This is a genomic window from Bradyrhizobium sp. CCGUVB14 (assembly GCF_024199935.1).
Classification (GTDB): domain Bacteria; phylum Pseudomonadota; class Alphaproteobacteria; order Rhizobiales; family Xanthobacteraceae; genus Bradyrhizobium.
Map to the genome: position 1 here is coordinate 4,222,322 of NZ_JANADS010000001.1, position 15,870 is coordinate 4,238,191.

The window sequence follows — 15,870 nt, forward strand, 5'->3', positions numbered from 1 at the left end:
ATTCACGGAGCTCCTGAAGCGCTTGAACGGAAGTGACAAGCCCCAAAGGGGCAACGTCATGCGCAGCGGCATCGCCAGCTTGCGATCACAGGCAAGGCGGCTTGTTCCCCTTGCGAGGGCAGCGCGCTCGACCTTTTCGAATTGGTACGCGCGGCGAGATCAAGGCGGCACGCCTGGCGGCGACTGGCATGCCCCAGCGCGACGAGGCTTCGCCGTGGTGTTCTTCACGTTCGCCGTATTCGGCGGTTGGGCTGCGCTGGCCTCGATCGATGGTGCGGTGGTGGCCACGGGGTCGGTGGTCGTCGAGAGCGACAAGAAGGCGGTGCAGCACCTCGAGGGCGGCATCGTGCAGAGCCTGATGGTGACCGGCGACGCTCACGTCGCGGAAGGGCAGGTCTTGTTGCGGCTCGATTCAACCCAGGAACGGGCGAAACAGGAGATTGCGCGCTCGGCCGTTTATTCGGCGATCGGCGAGGAGGCACGCCTGCAGGCTGAAGCCGCGGGAAGGGACAAGATCGCGTTTCCCGCCGACCTCACCCAGAATGCTTCCGACCCAGCCGCGCAACGCGCGATGGGCGACCAGAAGCGGCGCTTTGACGAACGCCGTGCCGCGCGGAAGATCGAGATATCGATTCTTGAAGAGCGCATCGCGCAGGCGCAGCGGCAGATTCAGGGAAACGATGCGCAAAGCAAGGCGACACGGGCGCAGTACGATAGCGTGAGCCAGGAATATGCCAAGCTCAAGCCGCTCGCCGATCAGGGGATCGTTGCTTTCGCACGCGTCGCAACGCTCGAGCGCAGCAAGTCCGAGCTCGATGGCAAGATCGGCGCGTACGAGGCCGATATCGCCCGCTATGGACGCGTGATCGACGAGTCGCGGTTGCAGATCGAGCAGGTCGGACAGAAGGTCCTGGAGGAGGCGACCGGCAAGCTGACCGAGACGAGGGCGCAACTTGCCGATGCGCGCGAGAAGCTGCGGGTCGCCGATGATGTTCTGGCTCGAATGGAGGTGCGTGCGCCGCGCGCCGGACGCATCGTGAATTTGAAAGTGCACACGGTGGGAGCGGTGGTCAAGGCGGGCGACGTTCTGATGGAGGTCGTTCCCGACAACGACGTGCTCGTGGTTTCGGCGAGGGTGTCGTCCCTCGACATCAACCATGTGCAGGTCGGTCTGCCCACGGAGATCCGGCTTCCTTCGTTCAAGGCTCGCTCCACCCCGATTGCCGTGGGAGAGGTCCTCTCGATCGCGGCCGATGCCGTTCGCGATGAAGCGACGCATCAACCGTACTACGAGGTCAAGGTCTCGGTAGAGGTGGCCAAATTCCCCGAGGCGATCCGGGAAAAGCTCAAGCCCGGCATGATGGCCGACGTGCTCATCGCAACCGGGGAGCGCACCGTGCTGGCCTATCTCACGCAACCGATGACGGACGCGATACGTCGCGGCATGCGGGAGAACTAGCGCGCAGGAGGCTGGAGTGTGAGGGAGGGGGCCGATCTCTGATCAGATGGGGCGCCTGCTCACGATGCCGGCCAATTGCAGGCGGTCGCGAGCTTGCGTCGGACCGAATCCAGGCCGACGAGGTCAAACGTGTTTTCGTATGGGAGCGGCTTTCCCGCGTAGACCCTGATCAGAAGCCGGCCGCCCTCCGGCATCGCTCGGAACAGGCGAACGGCGTCACCCTGATAGGTCAGACTTCTTCCTCCCTCCGTCGTGCGCCAGCGTTCTTCGACGATTGGCTCGTCGTTGATCTGGTGCACGACTTTCACCTCGGTCTCTGGAGGCTGCTTCCAGGATGGCGAGGTGGGTATTGTCAGCTCGGTCCGACCACCGCGACAGCGGATCGCGATCGAGGAGGGCGCATCCTTCGCGGCTCGACGTCCCATCGTCTGCGCCGAGATCTGCGGCTTGTAGTCCACCGGGGAGGTCGTCTCGCTGATGATCCAGTCCCGCGCTCGCGGTAGTGCCGAAGTGGTCGGCTCTGCCTCTCCCAGCAAATCGTCGACGCATTTCAGCCGTTCCATTCCTTGGTATCGGGCACATTCCTTCAACCGGTCGGTCGCATCGCCCGCCTGTGCGAGGGTCGGCGGGCTCAGACTTGCGAGTGTCATCAAGGCTACGGCACTTAAGGGCCTCATCGCGACAGTCCAACCGTTGCGCCCGGCGAGCGATCGAGCCATTCCTGCGCGGGGCCGAAGCGGGCGAGGCTGGGAACGCCCGCGCGGAGGCTCACGTCCTTCCATTTCGGATCGAAGCCGGGTGACTGCAGCCGGTCGAGCCGGCCGAACAACTGCTCCACGAAGCGGGCCATGCGCGCGTAGCGATCGGATTGTTTCGGCCAGTTGTAGCCCGCCAGAATGGTCGGAACCGCGATGGTCGAGATGCGTTCGCCCTGCGGCACGAGGCTCGGATAGTCCGCCGAGCTGATCGCAGACGGTAGGTAGTAGTCCTCGAACCGCGAATCGTACTCCACAGGCAGGAATTTGTACCCGGGCTCCCAACGCCCCTTCAGGAAGGCATCGATCGGCTTCGACGTGATGAACACGACCGCCGCGATTTCTCCGCTCTTCATTTGCTGGAGTGCGACCTGATGGGGGATGAACATCTTCTCGACGTTTAGCCCCAGCCGGCTGAAAATCAGTGGACCGGAATAGGCAGCCGCTGTGCCTTGCGTGTTGAAATTGACCTTCTTCCCCTTGAGATCATCGAGCGACTTGATCTCGGGACGCACAAAGACGTGCAGTTCGGCCGGGAAGAGATTGAGAATGTAAACGATGCGCCGGTCAATCGACGGGACCTGGGCCTTGTACTCGTCGAGGGCGTCCGTATTGATGATCGCCGCGTCCACGCCTCGCAGGTAGAGTAGCGAATTGACGTTCTCCGTTGCGCCGGTCGTCACGATCGGGATGACGTGGAGCTTGTCTTCCTCGTTGACGACTCGGGCGATCTCCGCCGCAAGCCGAAGCGGAGCACCCTCGATGAGGCCGCCTGCAAGCCCGACGGTCCAGGCATTGATGCGCTCCTTTGCGATGACGTCGGCGTTCTTTGCCGCTGCCGGCGGAGCGGGTGGCTGTTTCGTAGACTGGGCGTTCGCCGTCATCTGCAAGCCGAGCAGCGCCGCTGCAATCGTGGACGCGAGCCTGATCATGCCCATAGGTCTGTCTCCGTCATCTAGCCATTCGAGATTGATCCGACGCTACTTCAGCGCCTTGATCCGCTCCTCCGCATCATCAATGCCGCCAGCCTTGGCCTTTTGATACAGATCGCGCGCCTTCGCCGGGTCGCCGGTTACTCCGCGGGCACGCCACGATTCCAGCACCGGCGGATCATAGGTCTCCGCGAGCATGAAGGCGGCCCGCGCGCTGCCGCGCGCAAGGGCCAGCTCGAGCAACTGGCGGGCGCTGCTGATATCGGCCTGCCGCAGCAACGCATTCGCCCGTGCAAGCAGCTTCTGTTCGTCCGCAGGGGTGCGGGACGGCGCCGGCGTCGGAAGCGGAACGGAGCGCTCTGACGCTGCGGCAACCTTGGGATCCGCCGCGGGAATACGATCCGCCGCCTGAGCCTGCGGTGTCGATCGGGCCGATTCAGGAGAGCGTTGCGGGTTGGAGGCGACAGTCCGGGGTGAATCCTGCTCGAGCGAGCGGCCCCTTGCCTCGGTGTTGGGAGCGGAATCGGCCACACGCCCCTTTTCGGTCTGTGCCGGCGGCGGGCTTGCTGACGCATTTGTTGAAGTCCGTTTTCCAATCGCCTGCTCAAGCCTGATCTTGGTTGACGCAAGCTCTCGCGCGAGAGCGTCGGCGCGCTCGTGTTCAGCAGCGAGCGCATCGTTCTGCTTCGCCGTCGTCGCGCTGAGTTCAGTAACTCTGAGGATCTCGGCATAGGCGACGACCAGGCCAGCCGAACGTTCCTCGACCTCCTTCCGAGCGGAGGCTAGTTCACGGAGGAGACCCTCACTCTTGGCCCGCTCTTTGAGCAGCTCCTTCTTGTTCGCGGCTAGTGCAGCATCGGCGGCCAGTGCGGCCTCCCGAGCGGCGAAACGCGCGTCGTCGCGCTCGCTCGTCAGCGACTTCGTTTCGCGTGCTAGCGTGTCTGCCCTATCTCGCTGCTGCCCGAGTTCGCGTTCCAGCACCTGCCTCTGCTCGGATTCGGCCGCACTGGCCTTGACGGACGCGGCTCGCGCGGCATCCAACTCGGCCTGGATGGAGCCGAGCTGCTTTGAGGCGGCGTCTGCGCGATCTCGCTGTTGCGCGAGTTCGTTTTCCGCGGCGAGAGCCCGCTCCGACTTTGCCGCGGCCGCCTTCGCAACGTCAGAGGTCTCGGCGCGAGCTGTATTGGCCGCCGCCCGCAGGGTGACCAGTTCGCTTGCGGCGGCATTAGCCCTGTCGCGTTGCAGCTTCAACTCCTGCTCCAGGGCCTGTTTCTGCGTGGCCTCGGCGGCGGCGACTTTGGAAGAGTCGGTAGCTGCGGTCCGTGCGGTTTCGAGCGCGGCCCTGAGCGAAGTCAGTTCGGTGACGGCAGCCTCGGATCCGTCGTGTTGCTGCTTCAGCTCGACTTCGAGCGCTTGCGTCCGTGCAACCTCCGAGGCGAGGGCCGTTGAGGCCTCCGTCGTGGCGCTTCGCGCGACGTCGAGATCCGATCGGAGCGATGCAAGTTCGGCCGCAGTGCTCTCTTTCCCGGCTCGCGGTTCGATGACCGGCTCTTGCTTGGGATCCAGGGAGGGGATCTGCATCGCCCTTGAAGCTGCGATCCGGGCCGCTTCGAGCTCTGCCCTGAGGAATGAGAGGTCTCGCGTGAGATTACTGACCTTGTCCCGTTCGAGCTCGAGAGCGTGGGTTTGTCGGATCCCCAGCTCAATGGCACCAAGGGCGTGCTCGCGGTCGCGCTGGGCGGCGCTAAGCTCTGCCCGGACACTCGTCAGCTCACGTGCGAGCCTGTCGGCCCGATCACGCTCCTGTTCGAGCGCCTGCTGCTGCCTGATCCGTTCGGCTTCAACTGCCGGGACGCCGAACTCGATATCATCGCGCGAACCGGCATGTGCGAACCCGACAAGCAGTGCCAGGACGAAAGTCGTCGCCGCAGCTGTTCGCGCAAGAGCGCCGCCGAGCGATCGGCCCTGCCGGACAGAACCGGGACCCCCGCTCAGCGAGACAGTCGTTTCGTGCGCAATTGCCTGTAACCCCATCGTAACAGCTCAGACTGGCTTTGGGCACCTTGCCGTACAGCGACACCAATGACATCGCCTTGGTCGGTCCCCTGTCGAGGTCGCAGGGTAGGTAGCCACAAGGAGGTAGCGGGGCGTCGCTTCGGGAATAAAGTAGATCGTCTGCGCTGCCGCTGCGCTTTCCTTGACCGGCGCAGCCTCGCGCAACAGATTGGGACGGACCAGCCGAGGCTGCGCGTGTTCCGCACAAACCAGGGGAAGACAGCATGAACAGATCAGTCATCGTTTTCGCCAGTCTGACCTTCACTGGCGCGTTTCTGGTGAACGCGATCCAGGCAGGCCAAGCCTCATCTCCGTCGGTAAATCCAAGGCTCAACGCCAACGCCAAGATGATGGCCAGTCACAAGCGTGTGCAGTCGCATCGGCTTGTCGTTCAGGTCGACGTCAATGATCCGGCGATCATGAACCTCGCGTTGAACAACGTCAGCAACACGGTTCAGCACTATTCCGAAATCGGCCAGAAGGTCGAGGTCGAACTGGTGGCGTTCGGACCAGGGTTGCACATGCTGCGAGACGATACCTCGCCGGTGAAGGCACGCATCAAGTCCATGAGCGAGACCATGCCCGAAGTCGCGTTCTCGGCATGCGGAAACACCAAGGAAAATATGGCGAAGACTGAAGCGAAGGATATCCCTCTCATTTCGCAGGCGAAGGTCACCAAATCCGGCGTGGTTCGGTTGATGGAACTGCAGGAGCAGGGCTGGAGCTACCTGCGCCCCTGAAACGGGCGGTATGCGCGCTGGCGCCGAGCGCCGGCAGGCATGAGATCTCAGACGGACGCTTTGACGCGAACCTCCGGCTTGACGCGAACATCCGGCCGCGCCGGAGCCTCGTCCTTGGCCGGAGCCTCTTCCTTGCGGTTCGACGCGAATAGCCCAAGGAACCCGGGCAGCAGCCGCAGATGCCGGAAGGTGAAGAAGGCCATGGCGATGTGCCAGATGATCAGCGCGGCTGAGCTCGCGATCGCAGCGCCGGTCAATCCAAGCCAATAGATGAATGCGATGCTGGCGAGGATGTTGAAGGCGGCACTCAGGGTCAGCAGGACGGCAGCCCCCCATTCGTGCTCGGTCATCGTCATGAGGAGCAGTAGGGATCCGAAGGCGGCTGCGACCACCTGACCCAGGAGCAGGATGCGCAGGGCGGATGCGCCGGCCACAAAATCCCTGCCGAACCAGGCCAGAAGTGGCTCGGCCACGATCGCCAGCCCGAGCGCGATGGCCACCGAGGTACAGAGGGTCCATAAAGCGGCCTTGGTCACGAGTGCCTGCAAGGTCGCGCGATCGTTCTTTGTGAAGAGGCTCGAAATGGTCGGTGCGAACAGCGTGTTGATCGCAGTGCGGGGCAATGCCACCAGGAATGCGATATTGAAGACCAGGCTGTATATTCCGGCCTCCCTGGTTTCTCCGAACCATCCGAGCAGCACCACGCCGGCGCGGTTGAGGAGGGCTTCGGCCCCGGCGATGATCATGAACGGGATGGCAGTCTGCCGCCAGGTTGCGGGGGCGTATTGAGGCTCCGCCGCCCTGATTGCGTCCGGACACAATCTCCGAACGGCTTGGCTGGCGAGCACGAGCCCGACGACGGCGCCGGCGACGCTTGCCATCATGATCCCCGGCGCCTGGATGCGTGATCCGAGGAAAAGACCGGCCACGACGACAATGATCACAAGCAATCCGTCCCGCATCACGCGGTCGGGTATCAGTGCCGGAACAACGCCGCCGAAAGCGCGGACGATCGAGCAGCGTATCCATAACAGCGCCAGAAGGGGAATGAGAACGAAGCCGACCAGAAAGGTGTTCGTCAACTCCGTCGAGAACGGCCTGGGCCAGATCTCGATAATGCATGCCCCGATGAGCGCGACCAGAAGGCTTATGCCGAGTGAACGCCGCTCCGCGTATTGGATGACGCCTCGCGCAAGGCCGCTCGCCCCCATGGTCTGATACGCGGACACGAAGCGCAAAAGTGCGATATCGAAACCGAGCGCGCAAAAATATGCGAGGATGGTTATCCACGCGATGACATAGGCGTAGACGCCGTAAGTGTGGGCGCCGACGATCCTGGCGATCAGGAGTTGCGCGCTGGCGGTTACGCCGGCGCTGGCAACATAGACTGAGAATGCTGCAGCTCCTCCGATTACCACTCGTCTGATCCGCGCGTGGCCAGCGCTCCGATCATGCATTTCCATTTTCTGTCCTTGCAGTACTGGCTTACTGAACGCTCTGAAATTCAGGTCTAAAAACGACTTAAGGAAAGTGCTTCAACAGGGAGTGGTCCGAGATGTTGGCTTCGAGAACCGCTGGTTTGACAGCGCGCTTCTGTTGCTCGGCGATGACCACAATCTGCCGTTCCAGCTGCTCGACGGCAGCGGCGAGAGATGATCGATCGAGCGACGAGATGCTCACGACGTTCCTGCCTTTCTTGCGCAGCACCTCGTGCAGGACGTCGATGATGCTGCGTGAATTGAGGCTGGTTTCCACGTCCAGCTCGAGCATCTGTTCGAACGGTCCCCCGAGACGATGTCGGTCGCGGAGCCGCTCCTCGAGCAGCTTGGTGGGTGCGTCGAGGCGGACCAGGATGTCCGGTTCGGGGACAAAATCGAGCGCATACGAGATCAGGGCTTCGTCGGCAATGCCGCAAAGCAGTGCCAGAGAGCAGATCGCCTGGACGAATGCCTGATCGAACAGGACGATGTGCGCAATGGTGGACCTGCGAAACCAGGCATGCGACAGCCTGGACATGTATTGCAGCAGTCTGAGCGAAGAGAGCGTGTTGGATGGCGGAAGTATCCTGATCAGATTCAACGCCGTCCCGAGATCGCGTGAAATCCCCCGCGGTCGGAACATCATGGAAACCAGCTCCGCCAGCGGACGCGTCAGGCGCCGCGTCGTGAAGGATATCGTTCGAAGGGCCGTCGATGGTGTGACGGTCTCGCTTGATGCGCGCTCCGCCGGCCGATGGCTGAGCACGAGGTCCACGGTGTAGTCGCGCTCGCGCAGACGTGCCGCAAGAGTACGTGCAAGAGTGGTCTTGCCGGCACCTGGAGGACCGAAAAACTCGATGATCATATCCGAACTCAGACAAATGAAATGATTGAATTGAACCGTTCCGTCGTTTGCCCTAGAGGATCCGCCATACCTCCTTCTTCACCGCGCGAATGACATCGGCTAAAGGCTGTTGGGCGTCGATCGAGACGACGCGCGCGCCGGAAAACGCCAGTCGCGGGATTGCCGCGATACGCTGCGTGATCACCGCAGGATCCATGTCGGGTTCGCGTCTGGCGCAAACCTCCGGCGGAACGACCAGCTTGATCACGATATCCGGTGGAAGGTGCTCGGCAAGCGAATAGGCTTTGGCTTCAAATCGGCGTAGCCAGGACGGAATCCCGACCAGACGCGGCATCAGCGGACCTTCGTTGAAGCCGGCGATCTCGTTCTGGGGATATCGATCCGTGACCACGACAAGTCCCCGACGGGCCCCGCGATGCGCGGCCGACAGCTTGGACCGCTTTTCGATGGCCGTGGCCGTCGCCCAGATCGCCATGAGAGCGCTGTACACGCGGCTCGGTGGTCGATCCGAGATCTTGCCATGCGATGAGCCTTTCGGCTTGGTCTTGAACAACGGCGTGATCAGGGGAACCATCAGCTTGAGCGGCCAGAGTATGAGGGAAGGGCGGCCTGCTCCGGTACCGAAGTAGATCGGAATGACGTCCATTTCCTCGCCGAGCCACTGCCGAAGTGTCGCGACAATGGTCGATTTCCCACTGCCGTCGACGCCGATGACGGCCACGACGTGCCCACCACCCGGAGCGCGTCGGCTCCAAGGCCGCGGCGCCCAGAGAAAGCGCTTGTTCAGGTACCCGGCGACGAGGTGTGTGGCGCGCGTCGCGCTTCGCAGGCCTGCCTCGAGATCGTTGTAGGTCCGGTGCGGCGCGAAGTGCTTTCGGATACGCCGCCGCAGATGACGCTGATGTTCCAGCGCCGGCTGGCAATAAAGGGCATCGGCGACTATGTCGGCCAGATCGCCGCCCAGAAGCTCGGCCGCGCGCCTTCTGAGCGCCGCGCGAGGAATCCGGCCTGCGAGGTCCGCGCGGTCAAGTGCAAATTTGCGCGTCATTGCCTGCCAGTTGCGGAGCACGACAGGATCCGTTCGCCGCAGTTCGAGGCAGCCTCGTACGATCAGCAGCAATGCCTCGTCCACGGGCTCCAGGATGCGGATCGGCAGCTCCGGATGAGCAATCGCTCGCTTCGCCAGGGCCTCTTCCCACGGCAGGTGGTAGTTCTTGAGGAGGCTGGCGCCGGCGACCAGTCGAACGTGCAGATGAACATGCACGATCCGGCCGCTCGGTTCATCATGGCCGAGATAGCTCATGACCGACGGATGGTCACGATAGGCGACGTCGGGAAAGAGCTTGAGACCGCGCTCGAGGAGGATGGCCTGAGCGCGATGCTGATCCCGTTTTGCGACGAGCAGATCGAGATCGCCGTCGCCGGTCAGGCCGCGGTGAATTCGATTGCTGCTCTTCCAGTAGACGTAGGTGATGTCGTGCCGATCAAAGTCGTGCAACACAGTGAGAATCAACTGCAGGGTGGCGCTGTCGGTGGCCGGGCCACCGGTCGGGTCTGTTCTGTGCAGGGCATCCTGTCTCATCATTCGTGCCCTTTTCCCGCGAACGATCTTGCAAGGTGCAGCGCTTGAATCCCGATCTCCTGCATCCATCGAAATGGAGAAGAGGCGATCGCGAGGAGGCGTTGACGCAGGCCGGCGCGAGGCGCCTCTGCAGCGCCGACAGAAAATTCGCTCGCATCGCCATAGCCGTATTGCGCATGCTTCTTGAGATCGACCTGTGTCGCGATGGCCGCTGCAAAGTCACCGCGATCGTTGCCGAAGCGCCCGCCGCCGCGAAGGAGATCCAGCGCATTCTGAGCGACCTCCCGTCTCGTGCTTCCCCATTTGACGACGAAGAGAAGCTTGTCGGCGATCGAGGGGAGCAATCGGGCCTCAATGGCCGCAAGCACCGGCGGACCATCGATGATCACGCAATCGTAGCGGTCGCGCAGCTGGCGAATGAGTTCGGCGATCTGTTCGACGGCGCCTATTGGGTCAAGTCGATAGCCGGGTATCCGGACGTAGTCGAAGCCGGCCTGGGGAATGTGCCGGATCGAATCCGCCAGCGATCGATGCTGCAGACCGACGATTTGGCGCTCGCCGGCGTTGTCGAATTCGGTCACGCGCATGCCTCTGTGAAGGTCGATGCCGATCAGGAGCGCACGGCGCCCAAGCAGGCCGACATAGGCCGACAGGCCCCGGGCGAGCGTGGTCTTGCCTTCGCCGGCGATGCTGGAGGTGATCAGGATCGTTTTCGCATGGCCGGGCTCAGCCAGACGTAACGTTGCGGCCGCGGACCGGAGTGCTTCCGCGTACGGCGAGAATGGCTTGACCCGAATATAATCTCCGGAGTCAGTGAGGTGGTTCGTGGGTATTTGCGGGACCAGGCCGACGCAGGAGAGGCCGAACGCGTCGGCGATTTCCTTCTCGCTGCGCAGCGTCTTGTCGAGCCGTTCCTGGACGAGGGCGATGAAGCTCCCGCAGATGAGCGAGACGATCAGGGCGGGGAGCACGAACAGGATCGGATTCGGCGAGCTGGGTCGCGACGGCGGAGAGGCGAGCGAGAGGATGCTGACGTCCGGGTTGACGAGCTCTTCCTGTTCGCGAATCTCCTTCTGGCGCTGGAGAAGACTTGCATAGAGCTGTGCGCTTGCGGCGGTTCGGCGTTCGAGTTCGCGCGGGTCGGCGCCAGGCGCCTGGTCTTCGCCGCCGGCATTGCGGCCCGCATCGGTGCGCCGCTGGATGGCCTGGTGCAGGGCCGCACTGGTCCGCTCGATGTCGGCCTTGACCGTCGCCATTCGTTCGTCGAGCCGGGCCAGTTCGCCGCGGGTGTAGGCCCGTTGCTGCTCGGCGTTGCTCTGAACGTAGAGTTCGACGATCCGGTTGACGATGTCGGCGGCCCTCTCGGGGGTCGTCCACTGGAAGGTGACGTTGATGATGCGTGAGCGGCGTTCCTGGAGAACCTGAAGGCGACGCTGGAGATCGTCGAACTGCAGGCCTGCATCGGCGCGCCTGTGATGGAAGAGCGGTCCAATCCAGATACCGAGCCGTCGCTTGAGTTCCTTCAGGCCGAATGGACCAGCCTCGCTGCTCTCGGCCTGAGCGGGTTTTGGCGCGACAGCCGGGTCCACTTCGACGCTGGATGCCAACCCGTGAAACTTTGGATCGCTCCGAAAGCTGTCGAGAACGTGGCGCAGGTGATAGGGGGACGTCAGCATGGTCACCTGAGTGTCGACGGCCTGCTGCAGCGCCTCGGGACTGAGGGGCGAGCCGCCCTGAACCTGGACGACCTGCGCGGTCGCCGTGTATTTGGGCGTGATGAGCACGCCGGCGATGCCGGCCAGCATCGCTCCCACGCCTGCGATGGTGAGGATGAACTTGCGCCGCCGGCGCAGGGTCCCGATCACCTGCTGGAAGCCGGGTTCGGATGCGGTCGTGGCCTGGTCGTCCTGCCGCGGGCCTTCGTAGTCAGGCCTTAATGGTATGCTGTCGGCGATGAGACCCGTCTTGTCCATCAATTGCATCCGTACCTCCCTGCCATCGGTCCATCCTCGCGATCAGCTCGGTCTCGAGCCCAGTTGGCTCGCGCCGTATGCGGGTCGCGGGCGTGGAAGAGAGCGGCCCCAAGCGTTCGCGAGGCGAGCATGGCCGCGCAATGCGTTGCCTCTGGCGATCGGTCGCTGCTGGCTCGCCGGCATCGGCTTTGCCACCAGGCAAACGGCGATCACAAACCAGAAGATGGGATGTCGAAGCAGGAAGGTGGCGATGGCGTAGATGCAGAGGCCGCACAGCAATGTCGGCAAGCCTGCTTCACCGGTCGCATAGGCGCACCTGAAAGCGGTTACCAGGAGCCAGACGAAGCTCAACACGACCAGGAGCCCGCCCTGGGTAAACAGGTCGAGCATCGTGTTGTGCGCCTCGAAGTTCGGTACGAACGAGGGCTTGGGGTGTTCGACAAACTCGGGATGGACCGTATCCAGCTTCCTTGCCGAGACGATTGATGTCGGAATTTCGAGATGCGGACCAGGGCCAAGGCCGAGCATGCCGGATTGGATCCCGCGCTTGATGGCCTGGCTCCAGAGCGCAAATCTTAGTTCCGTCTTCTCCTTGGTTTGCTCGGGGTTGTCGCGCGCCATCGACTTGGCGAGGTCGCCGGCTTCGACCGCAATCGAATAGGCCAGCGGCGCCATCGAAATCACGATGCCGGGCAAGGCCAGCACAACCACCCAGGCGAACGCCGAACGAAAGCTGATCTGCCGCGCTCGCGCGAACAGCCAAGTTCGGCACTTGAACGCCAGGAGCAGGGGGCCGGCCAGCACGAAAATGAGCGTAAACGAATCGCTGCCGGTGATCCGGCCCGTGTAGACGGGGATAATGGCGCAGGCGAGAGCGCCGATCCTCGAACCACGCGTGGTGGACGTTTCGGCGAGATGAATCGATAGAAATCCAAGCACCATGCAGAGGACTGCAAGTTGATGCGGATTTGACGACCAGCCTCGGAATTGATCCCACCACATCGGATCGACCGAAGGAAGATTGTAGAAGCCCCAGGCGTCGGCCAGTTGTGCGAGAATGACCGGCGTGCCGAGTCCACACAGAAGCCAGGTGATGCGACGCAGCCGGGCCTCGGGGCGCGGCCCGATCACGGTCAGGCAGCTGATGGCGGCCAACAGGGGATAGGCCATGACATCGTGCATGAACCACACGGGGTCGTGCTCGTCGCCGATGAGCTTTGCCGTCAGCGTTCCGAGGCTCTGCGCAAGGGTGAACAGCGACCAGAACAACAGGAGCCGCGACAGAGCCGGCGTCAGCACGAGGTTGGCGCGCGCCGCTTCGCGGCCGAGTATCAGGGTCACCCAGATGATCAGACAGAGTTCGCCCGGCCCGACCGGCAGGCCCGCGACCCGCAATTGGGAAGCGGGTGTCAGCAGCAGCCCAAATGCGAACAAGGTGTCCAGGATCATCTGCCCGTGTCCGTCTTTCGCGCACCGAGGCGCGAGCATGTGCCGCGCCATCGACATGCTTTCCGATTACCGCGCGGTCGACCCCTCTCCATGGCCAGCCTTCAATTCGTCCGGTTCAGAGCGATTGAGTTTTGATTGCGGCGCAAGAACACCGCCTGCAACTCCTGCGACCCCGCGAGGGCTGAATCTCCGTTCTGCGATCCCCAGCTATAGGCGAAGTCGAAGACGGGGGCCGGTATGAGCGCGTCCCAGCGCAGGAATATCTGGTGCATCTGACTTGCGCTCGGCAGCACGTATCGGCCGCCGCCGTCATCGATCCAGCGGCCGCCGCCAAAGGTCTGGTACACCGGGACCATGTTGTCGCGGGGAATTCCAGCGGCTTCGGCTGCAGCGACATAGCGATCGATCTGATGATAGTCGCAGCCGTTCAATTCGGTCCGGCACGGATAGGGATCGATCCCGAACAGATCGACATGCGAATTGGCGGGGTTGTAGGTGTCCTTGAAGGATGGCGTTCGCGACGACGTCATCGTCATGAGAAGGATGAATGTCTTCGCGCCCGGCACGTTGGCATGTATCCAGTCCGACTCGGCCTTGAGATTGTCAGCCGTGCAGAGCGAAAAATGCTTCCCGGTCGGATCCGGGTCGTCCATCAAATAGAAGCCGAACAGTTTTTCATTGCCGATGTAGGGGCTGACTGCGTCCATGAATTTCGCGTCTGCGCCGTTGCATTGGCCGATCCACACGAGGCCCCTGACGCCGTCAGGCAGAGAGTCCAATTGCGCCGGGCTGCTGACGTCGGCCAGATTGAAGCCGGCGACGGAGGGAACGTAGTTGCCGGCGGGGTCGAAGTTGCCGTTGGAGGCGAAATGCAGCGCTGCCCTGGAGCTCGCGCGCGTCGGCGCGTCGAAGGCCAGACCCTGCAGGAGTAACGCACCGGTGGCCATAAAACATGCCACCACAAACCATGCTACGTATGGAGCACGTGCAAATGTCCTTACAGGACGCCGCATGTCGCATCCTCGGTTGTCGATCCGAGCCTCTCGTTGCTGAGTGGGTTAATGGCGCGCACGGTCAATCAACGTCCTGTAGAGAGCCGCATGATCAGCGACGACGGTCGCCAGTGAGAATTCCTGCCTGACATGCTTGCCGGCACGATCGGCCATCGCGCGCCCCTTCTCTCGGTTCTCGAGCAGATAGAGGATCTTTGCGGCCAATACCGGCGGCGCGCCGGGCGGTGCCAGAAAACCATTCCAGCCGTCGCGAATGACCTCAGCGCAGCCCGGCATGGTCGTGGTCACGATGGGGGCGCCGGCGAGTGCCGCCTCGAGGAGAACGCGCGGCACGCCCTCGCGGTATTCGGTCGGAAACGCGAATACATCTGCGAGCCTGAGCAAAGCCGGGATATCCGATCTTGATCCGATCGCCTTCACATAGGGGGCATGCCGATCGATCTCGGCTTGCGAAATGGCGAGCGGGCCTTCGGACTCGCGCGGCCCGACGAGCAGGAAGCGCACATTGGGACGCACCTCGTGCACCCGCGCGGCCGCTTCGAGCAGCGCCGGAATACCCTTCTGCCTCGTCATCCGCGTCACGGTCATCACGATTTCGGCGTCGCCAAGCCCAAGTTCCTCGCGGAGCTGGGCCGGCGAAGGTCCTGACATCAGCGCGCGATCGAAACCCTCGACATCGACACCGGCGCCCCGGATCAGAACCGGCATCTTTCCCGCGATCCCGTGACGCTCGAAAAACGCGCGATCATCGCTGATTTCAAACACTGTGGCCGCAGTCGTGCGAGCCGCGAGCTTATGGAGCGCGCGATACACGGGACGCAGCGTCAGGGCGAGGGGAGATCGCGACGAGTAGAGGAAAGCACGTCCATTGATCGTGCGAACAGCCAATACGCCGGGAGCGCTTCGCGCAGCCAGAGGCAGGTAGATCGATGGCTTGGTGTCGAAGCTTTGCGCCAGATCAGGCTGTTCCTCGACGAGGATCTTCGCAAGGCTCTTGATCGACGCCAGGTCGGCGCGCGGGTTCACGAACCGGTCGAACTTGAACCCCCGATAGCGGATGCCCGCGTGTACAAAGGGCGCGGGGTCGCCGCTTCCGACCGCGGTGATGCGGAAGCCGTGGTCGCGCAGCGCGCACATAGCGGGAATCCGAAGGTGATGATCTTCGCCTCCGATGTAAAGAAGATGTGGCTGTAGCGGATCGTGCTGGTCGCTCCAGAGTCCATTTGGTTCGTCATTGAGGACGTGAGGACTGTGCATGGTCTCGCTGTCCAGCCGTGGTCTCAACATACATCCAGCTCCTGTACTCGACATCGGTGGCGTCTTGGCAAAGCCCGCCAGCCTGTCGCCAACTGAGAACCTCATCATCCGCTGGGTCGCAGCTCTCTTGAGCGGTGTGCTGCTGCCCATCCCTCGATCGAACGACGCCCGATCGAGAGCTCCGACATCCGCAGGGAAGCGCCGTTTTCACGTTGCAACCTAGAGAGTTGTCAGTGATCCACTCCTATCAACGGCGTATGCGAGAGCCTATTCGAATAAAGGGGTAATCACACGGCCGCGCGCGATCCGCTG

13 protein-coding genes are annotated in these 15,870 nt (G+C 62.8%); 3 read left to right on the top strand and 10 right to left on the bottom strand.

The features are described from left to right. Window positions 1-58 precede the first annotated feature (58 nt). Window positions 59-1,459, top strand: coding sequence for an HlyD family type I secretion periplasmic adaptor subunit (locus NLM32_RS19430; protein WP_256568272.1), 1,401 nt, complete (start codon window positions 59-61; stop codon window positions 1,457-1,459). 59 nt (window positions 1,460-1,518) lie between these two features. Here the strand turns inward: NLM32_RS19430 and NLM32_RS19435 are convergent, their stop codons facing one another. From NLM32_RS19435 to NLM32_RS19445, 3 genes are all read right to left on the bottom strand, one after another. After that, complete coding sequence (locus tag NLM32_RS19435) at window positions 1,519-2,022, bottom strand: type VI secretion system-associated protein TagO (protein ID WP_254130519.1); 504 nt, start codon at window positions 2,020-2,022, stop codon at window positions 1,519-1,521. 110 nt (window positions 2,023-2,132) lie between these two features. Then, on the bottom strand, window positions 2,133-3,146 hold the full coding sequence (locus tag NLM32_RS19440; RefSeq protein WP_375143643.1) for a TAXI family TRAP transporter solute-binding subunit: 1,014 nt from the start codon (window positions 3,144-3,146) through the stop codon (window positions 2,133-2,135). Between the two features lie 48 nt (window positions 3,147-3,194). After that, window positions 3,195-4,727, bottom strand: a complete 1,533-nt coding sequence (locus NLM32_RS19445) for a hypothetical protein (protein WP_254130521.1) — start codon at window positions 4,725-4,727, stop codon at window positions 3,195-3,197. A 105-nt stretch (window positions 4,728-4,832) separates the two neighbouring features. Between NLM32_RS19445 and NLM32_RS19450 the strand changes: the two genes are divergently transcribed. Both NLM32_RS19450 and NLM32_RS19455 read left to right on the top strand, forming a co-directional pair. Continuing rightward, window positions 4,833-5,174: a hypothetical protein gene (locus tag NLM32_RS19450; protein ID WP_254130522.1), complete on the top strand. Its 342-nt coding sequence runs from the start codon at window positions 4,833-4,835 to the stop codon at window positions 5,172-5,174. A gap of 305 nt (window positions 5,175-5,479) precedes the next feature. Further along, entirely contained in the window at window positions 5,480-5,941 is a 462-nt protein-coding gene (locus NLM32_RS19455; RefSeq protein WP_309144851.1) for a DsrE family protein, read from the top strand. A 47-nt stretch (window positions 5,942-5,988) separates the two neighbouring features. Here NLM32_RS19455 and NLM32_RS19460 read toward each other — a convergent pair whose 3' ends face one another. The 7 genes from NLM32_RS19460 to NLM32_RS19490 all read right to left on the bottom strand — a co-directional run bounded on the left by NLM32_RS19460 (window position 5,989) and on the right by NLM32_RS19490 (window position 15,588). Next, window positions 5,989-7,359, bottom strand: coding sequence for an oligosaccharide flippase family protein (locus tag NLM32_RS19460; protein ID WP_254130524.1), 1,371 nt, complete (start codon window positions 7,357-7,359; stop codon window positions 5,989-5,991). A 103-nt stretch (window positions 7,360-7,462) separates the two neighbouring features. Continuing rightward, entirely contained in the window at window positions 7,463-8,194 is a 732-nt protein-coding gene (locus NLM32_RS19465; protein WP_254130525.1) for a hypothetical protein, read from the bottom strand. A 142-nt stretch (window positions 8,195-8,336) separates the two neighbouring features. Beyond that, on the bottom strand, window positions 8,337-9,869 hold the full coding sequence (locus tag NLM32_RS19470; protein ID WP_254130526.1) for a hypothetical protein: 1,533 nt from the start codon (window positions 9,867-9,869) through the stop codon (window positions 8,337-8,339). Next, window positions 9,866-11,848: a Wzz/FepE/Etk N-terminal domain-containing protein gene (locus tag NLM32_RS19475; RefSeq protein WP_254130527.1), complete on the bottom strand. Its 1,983-nt coding sequence runs from the start codon at window positions 11,846-11,848 to the stop codon at window positions 9,866-9,868. The genes NLM32_RS19470 and NLM32_RS19475 overlap by 4 nt, the downstream gene beginning before the upstream one ends. A gap of 33 nt (window positions 11,849-11,881) precedes the next feature. Next, window positions 11,882-13,288 (bottom strand): O-antigen ligase, encoded by a 1,407-nt coding sequence (locus NLM32_RS19480; RefSeq protein ID WP_254130528.1) that lies wholly within the window; start codon window positions 13,286-13,288, stop codon window positions 11,882-11,884. A gap of 101 nt (window positions 13,289-13,389) precedes the next feature. Next, on the bottom strand, window positions 13,390-14,235 hold the full coding sequence (locus NLM32_RS19485) for a hypothetical protein (RefSeq protein ID WP_254130529.1): 846 nt from the start codon (window positions 14,233-14,235) through the stop codon (window positions 13,390-13,392). A 111-nt stretch (window positions 14,236-14,346) separates the two neighbouring features. Further along, window positions 14,347-15,588: a glycosyltransferase gene (locus NLM32_RS19490; RefSeq protein WP_254130530.1), complete on the bottom strand. Its 1,242-nt coding sequence runs from the start codon at window positions 15,586-15,588 to the stop codon at window positions 14,347-14,349. Window positions 15,589-15,870 lie beyond the last annotated feature (282 nt).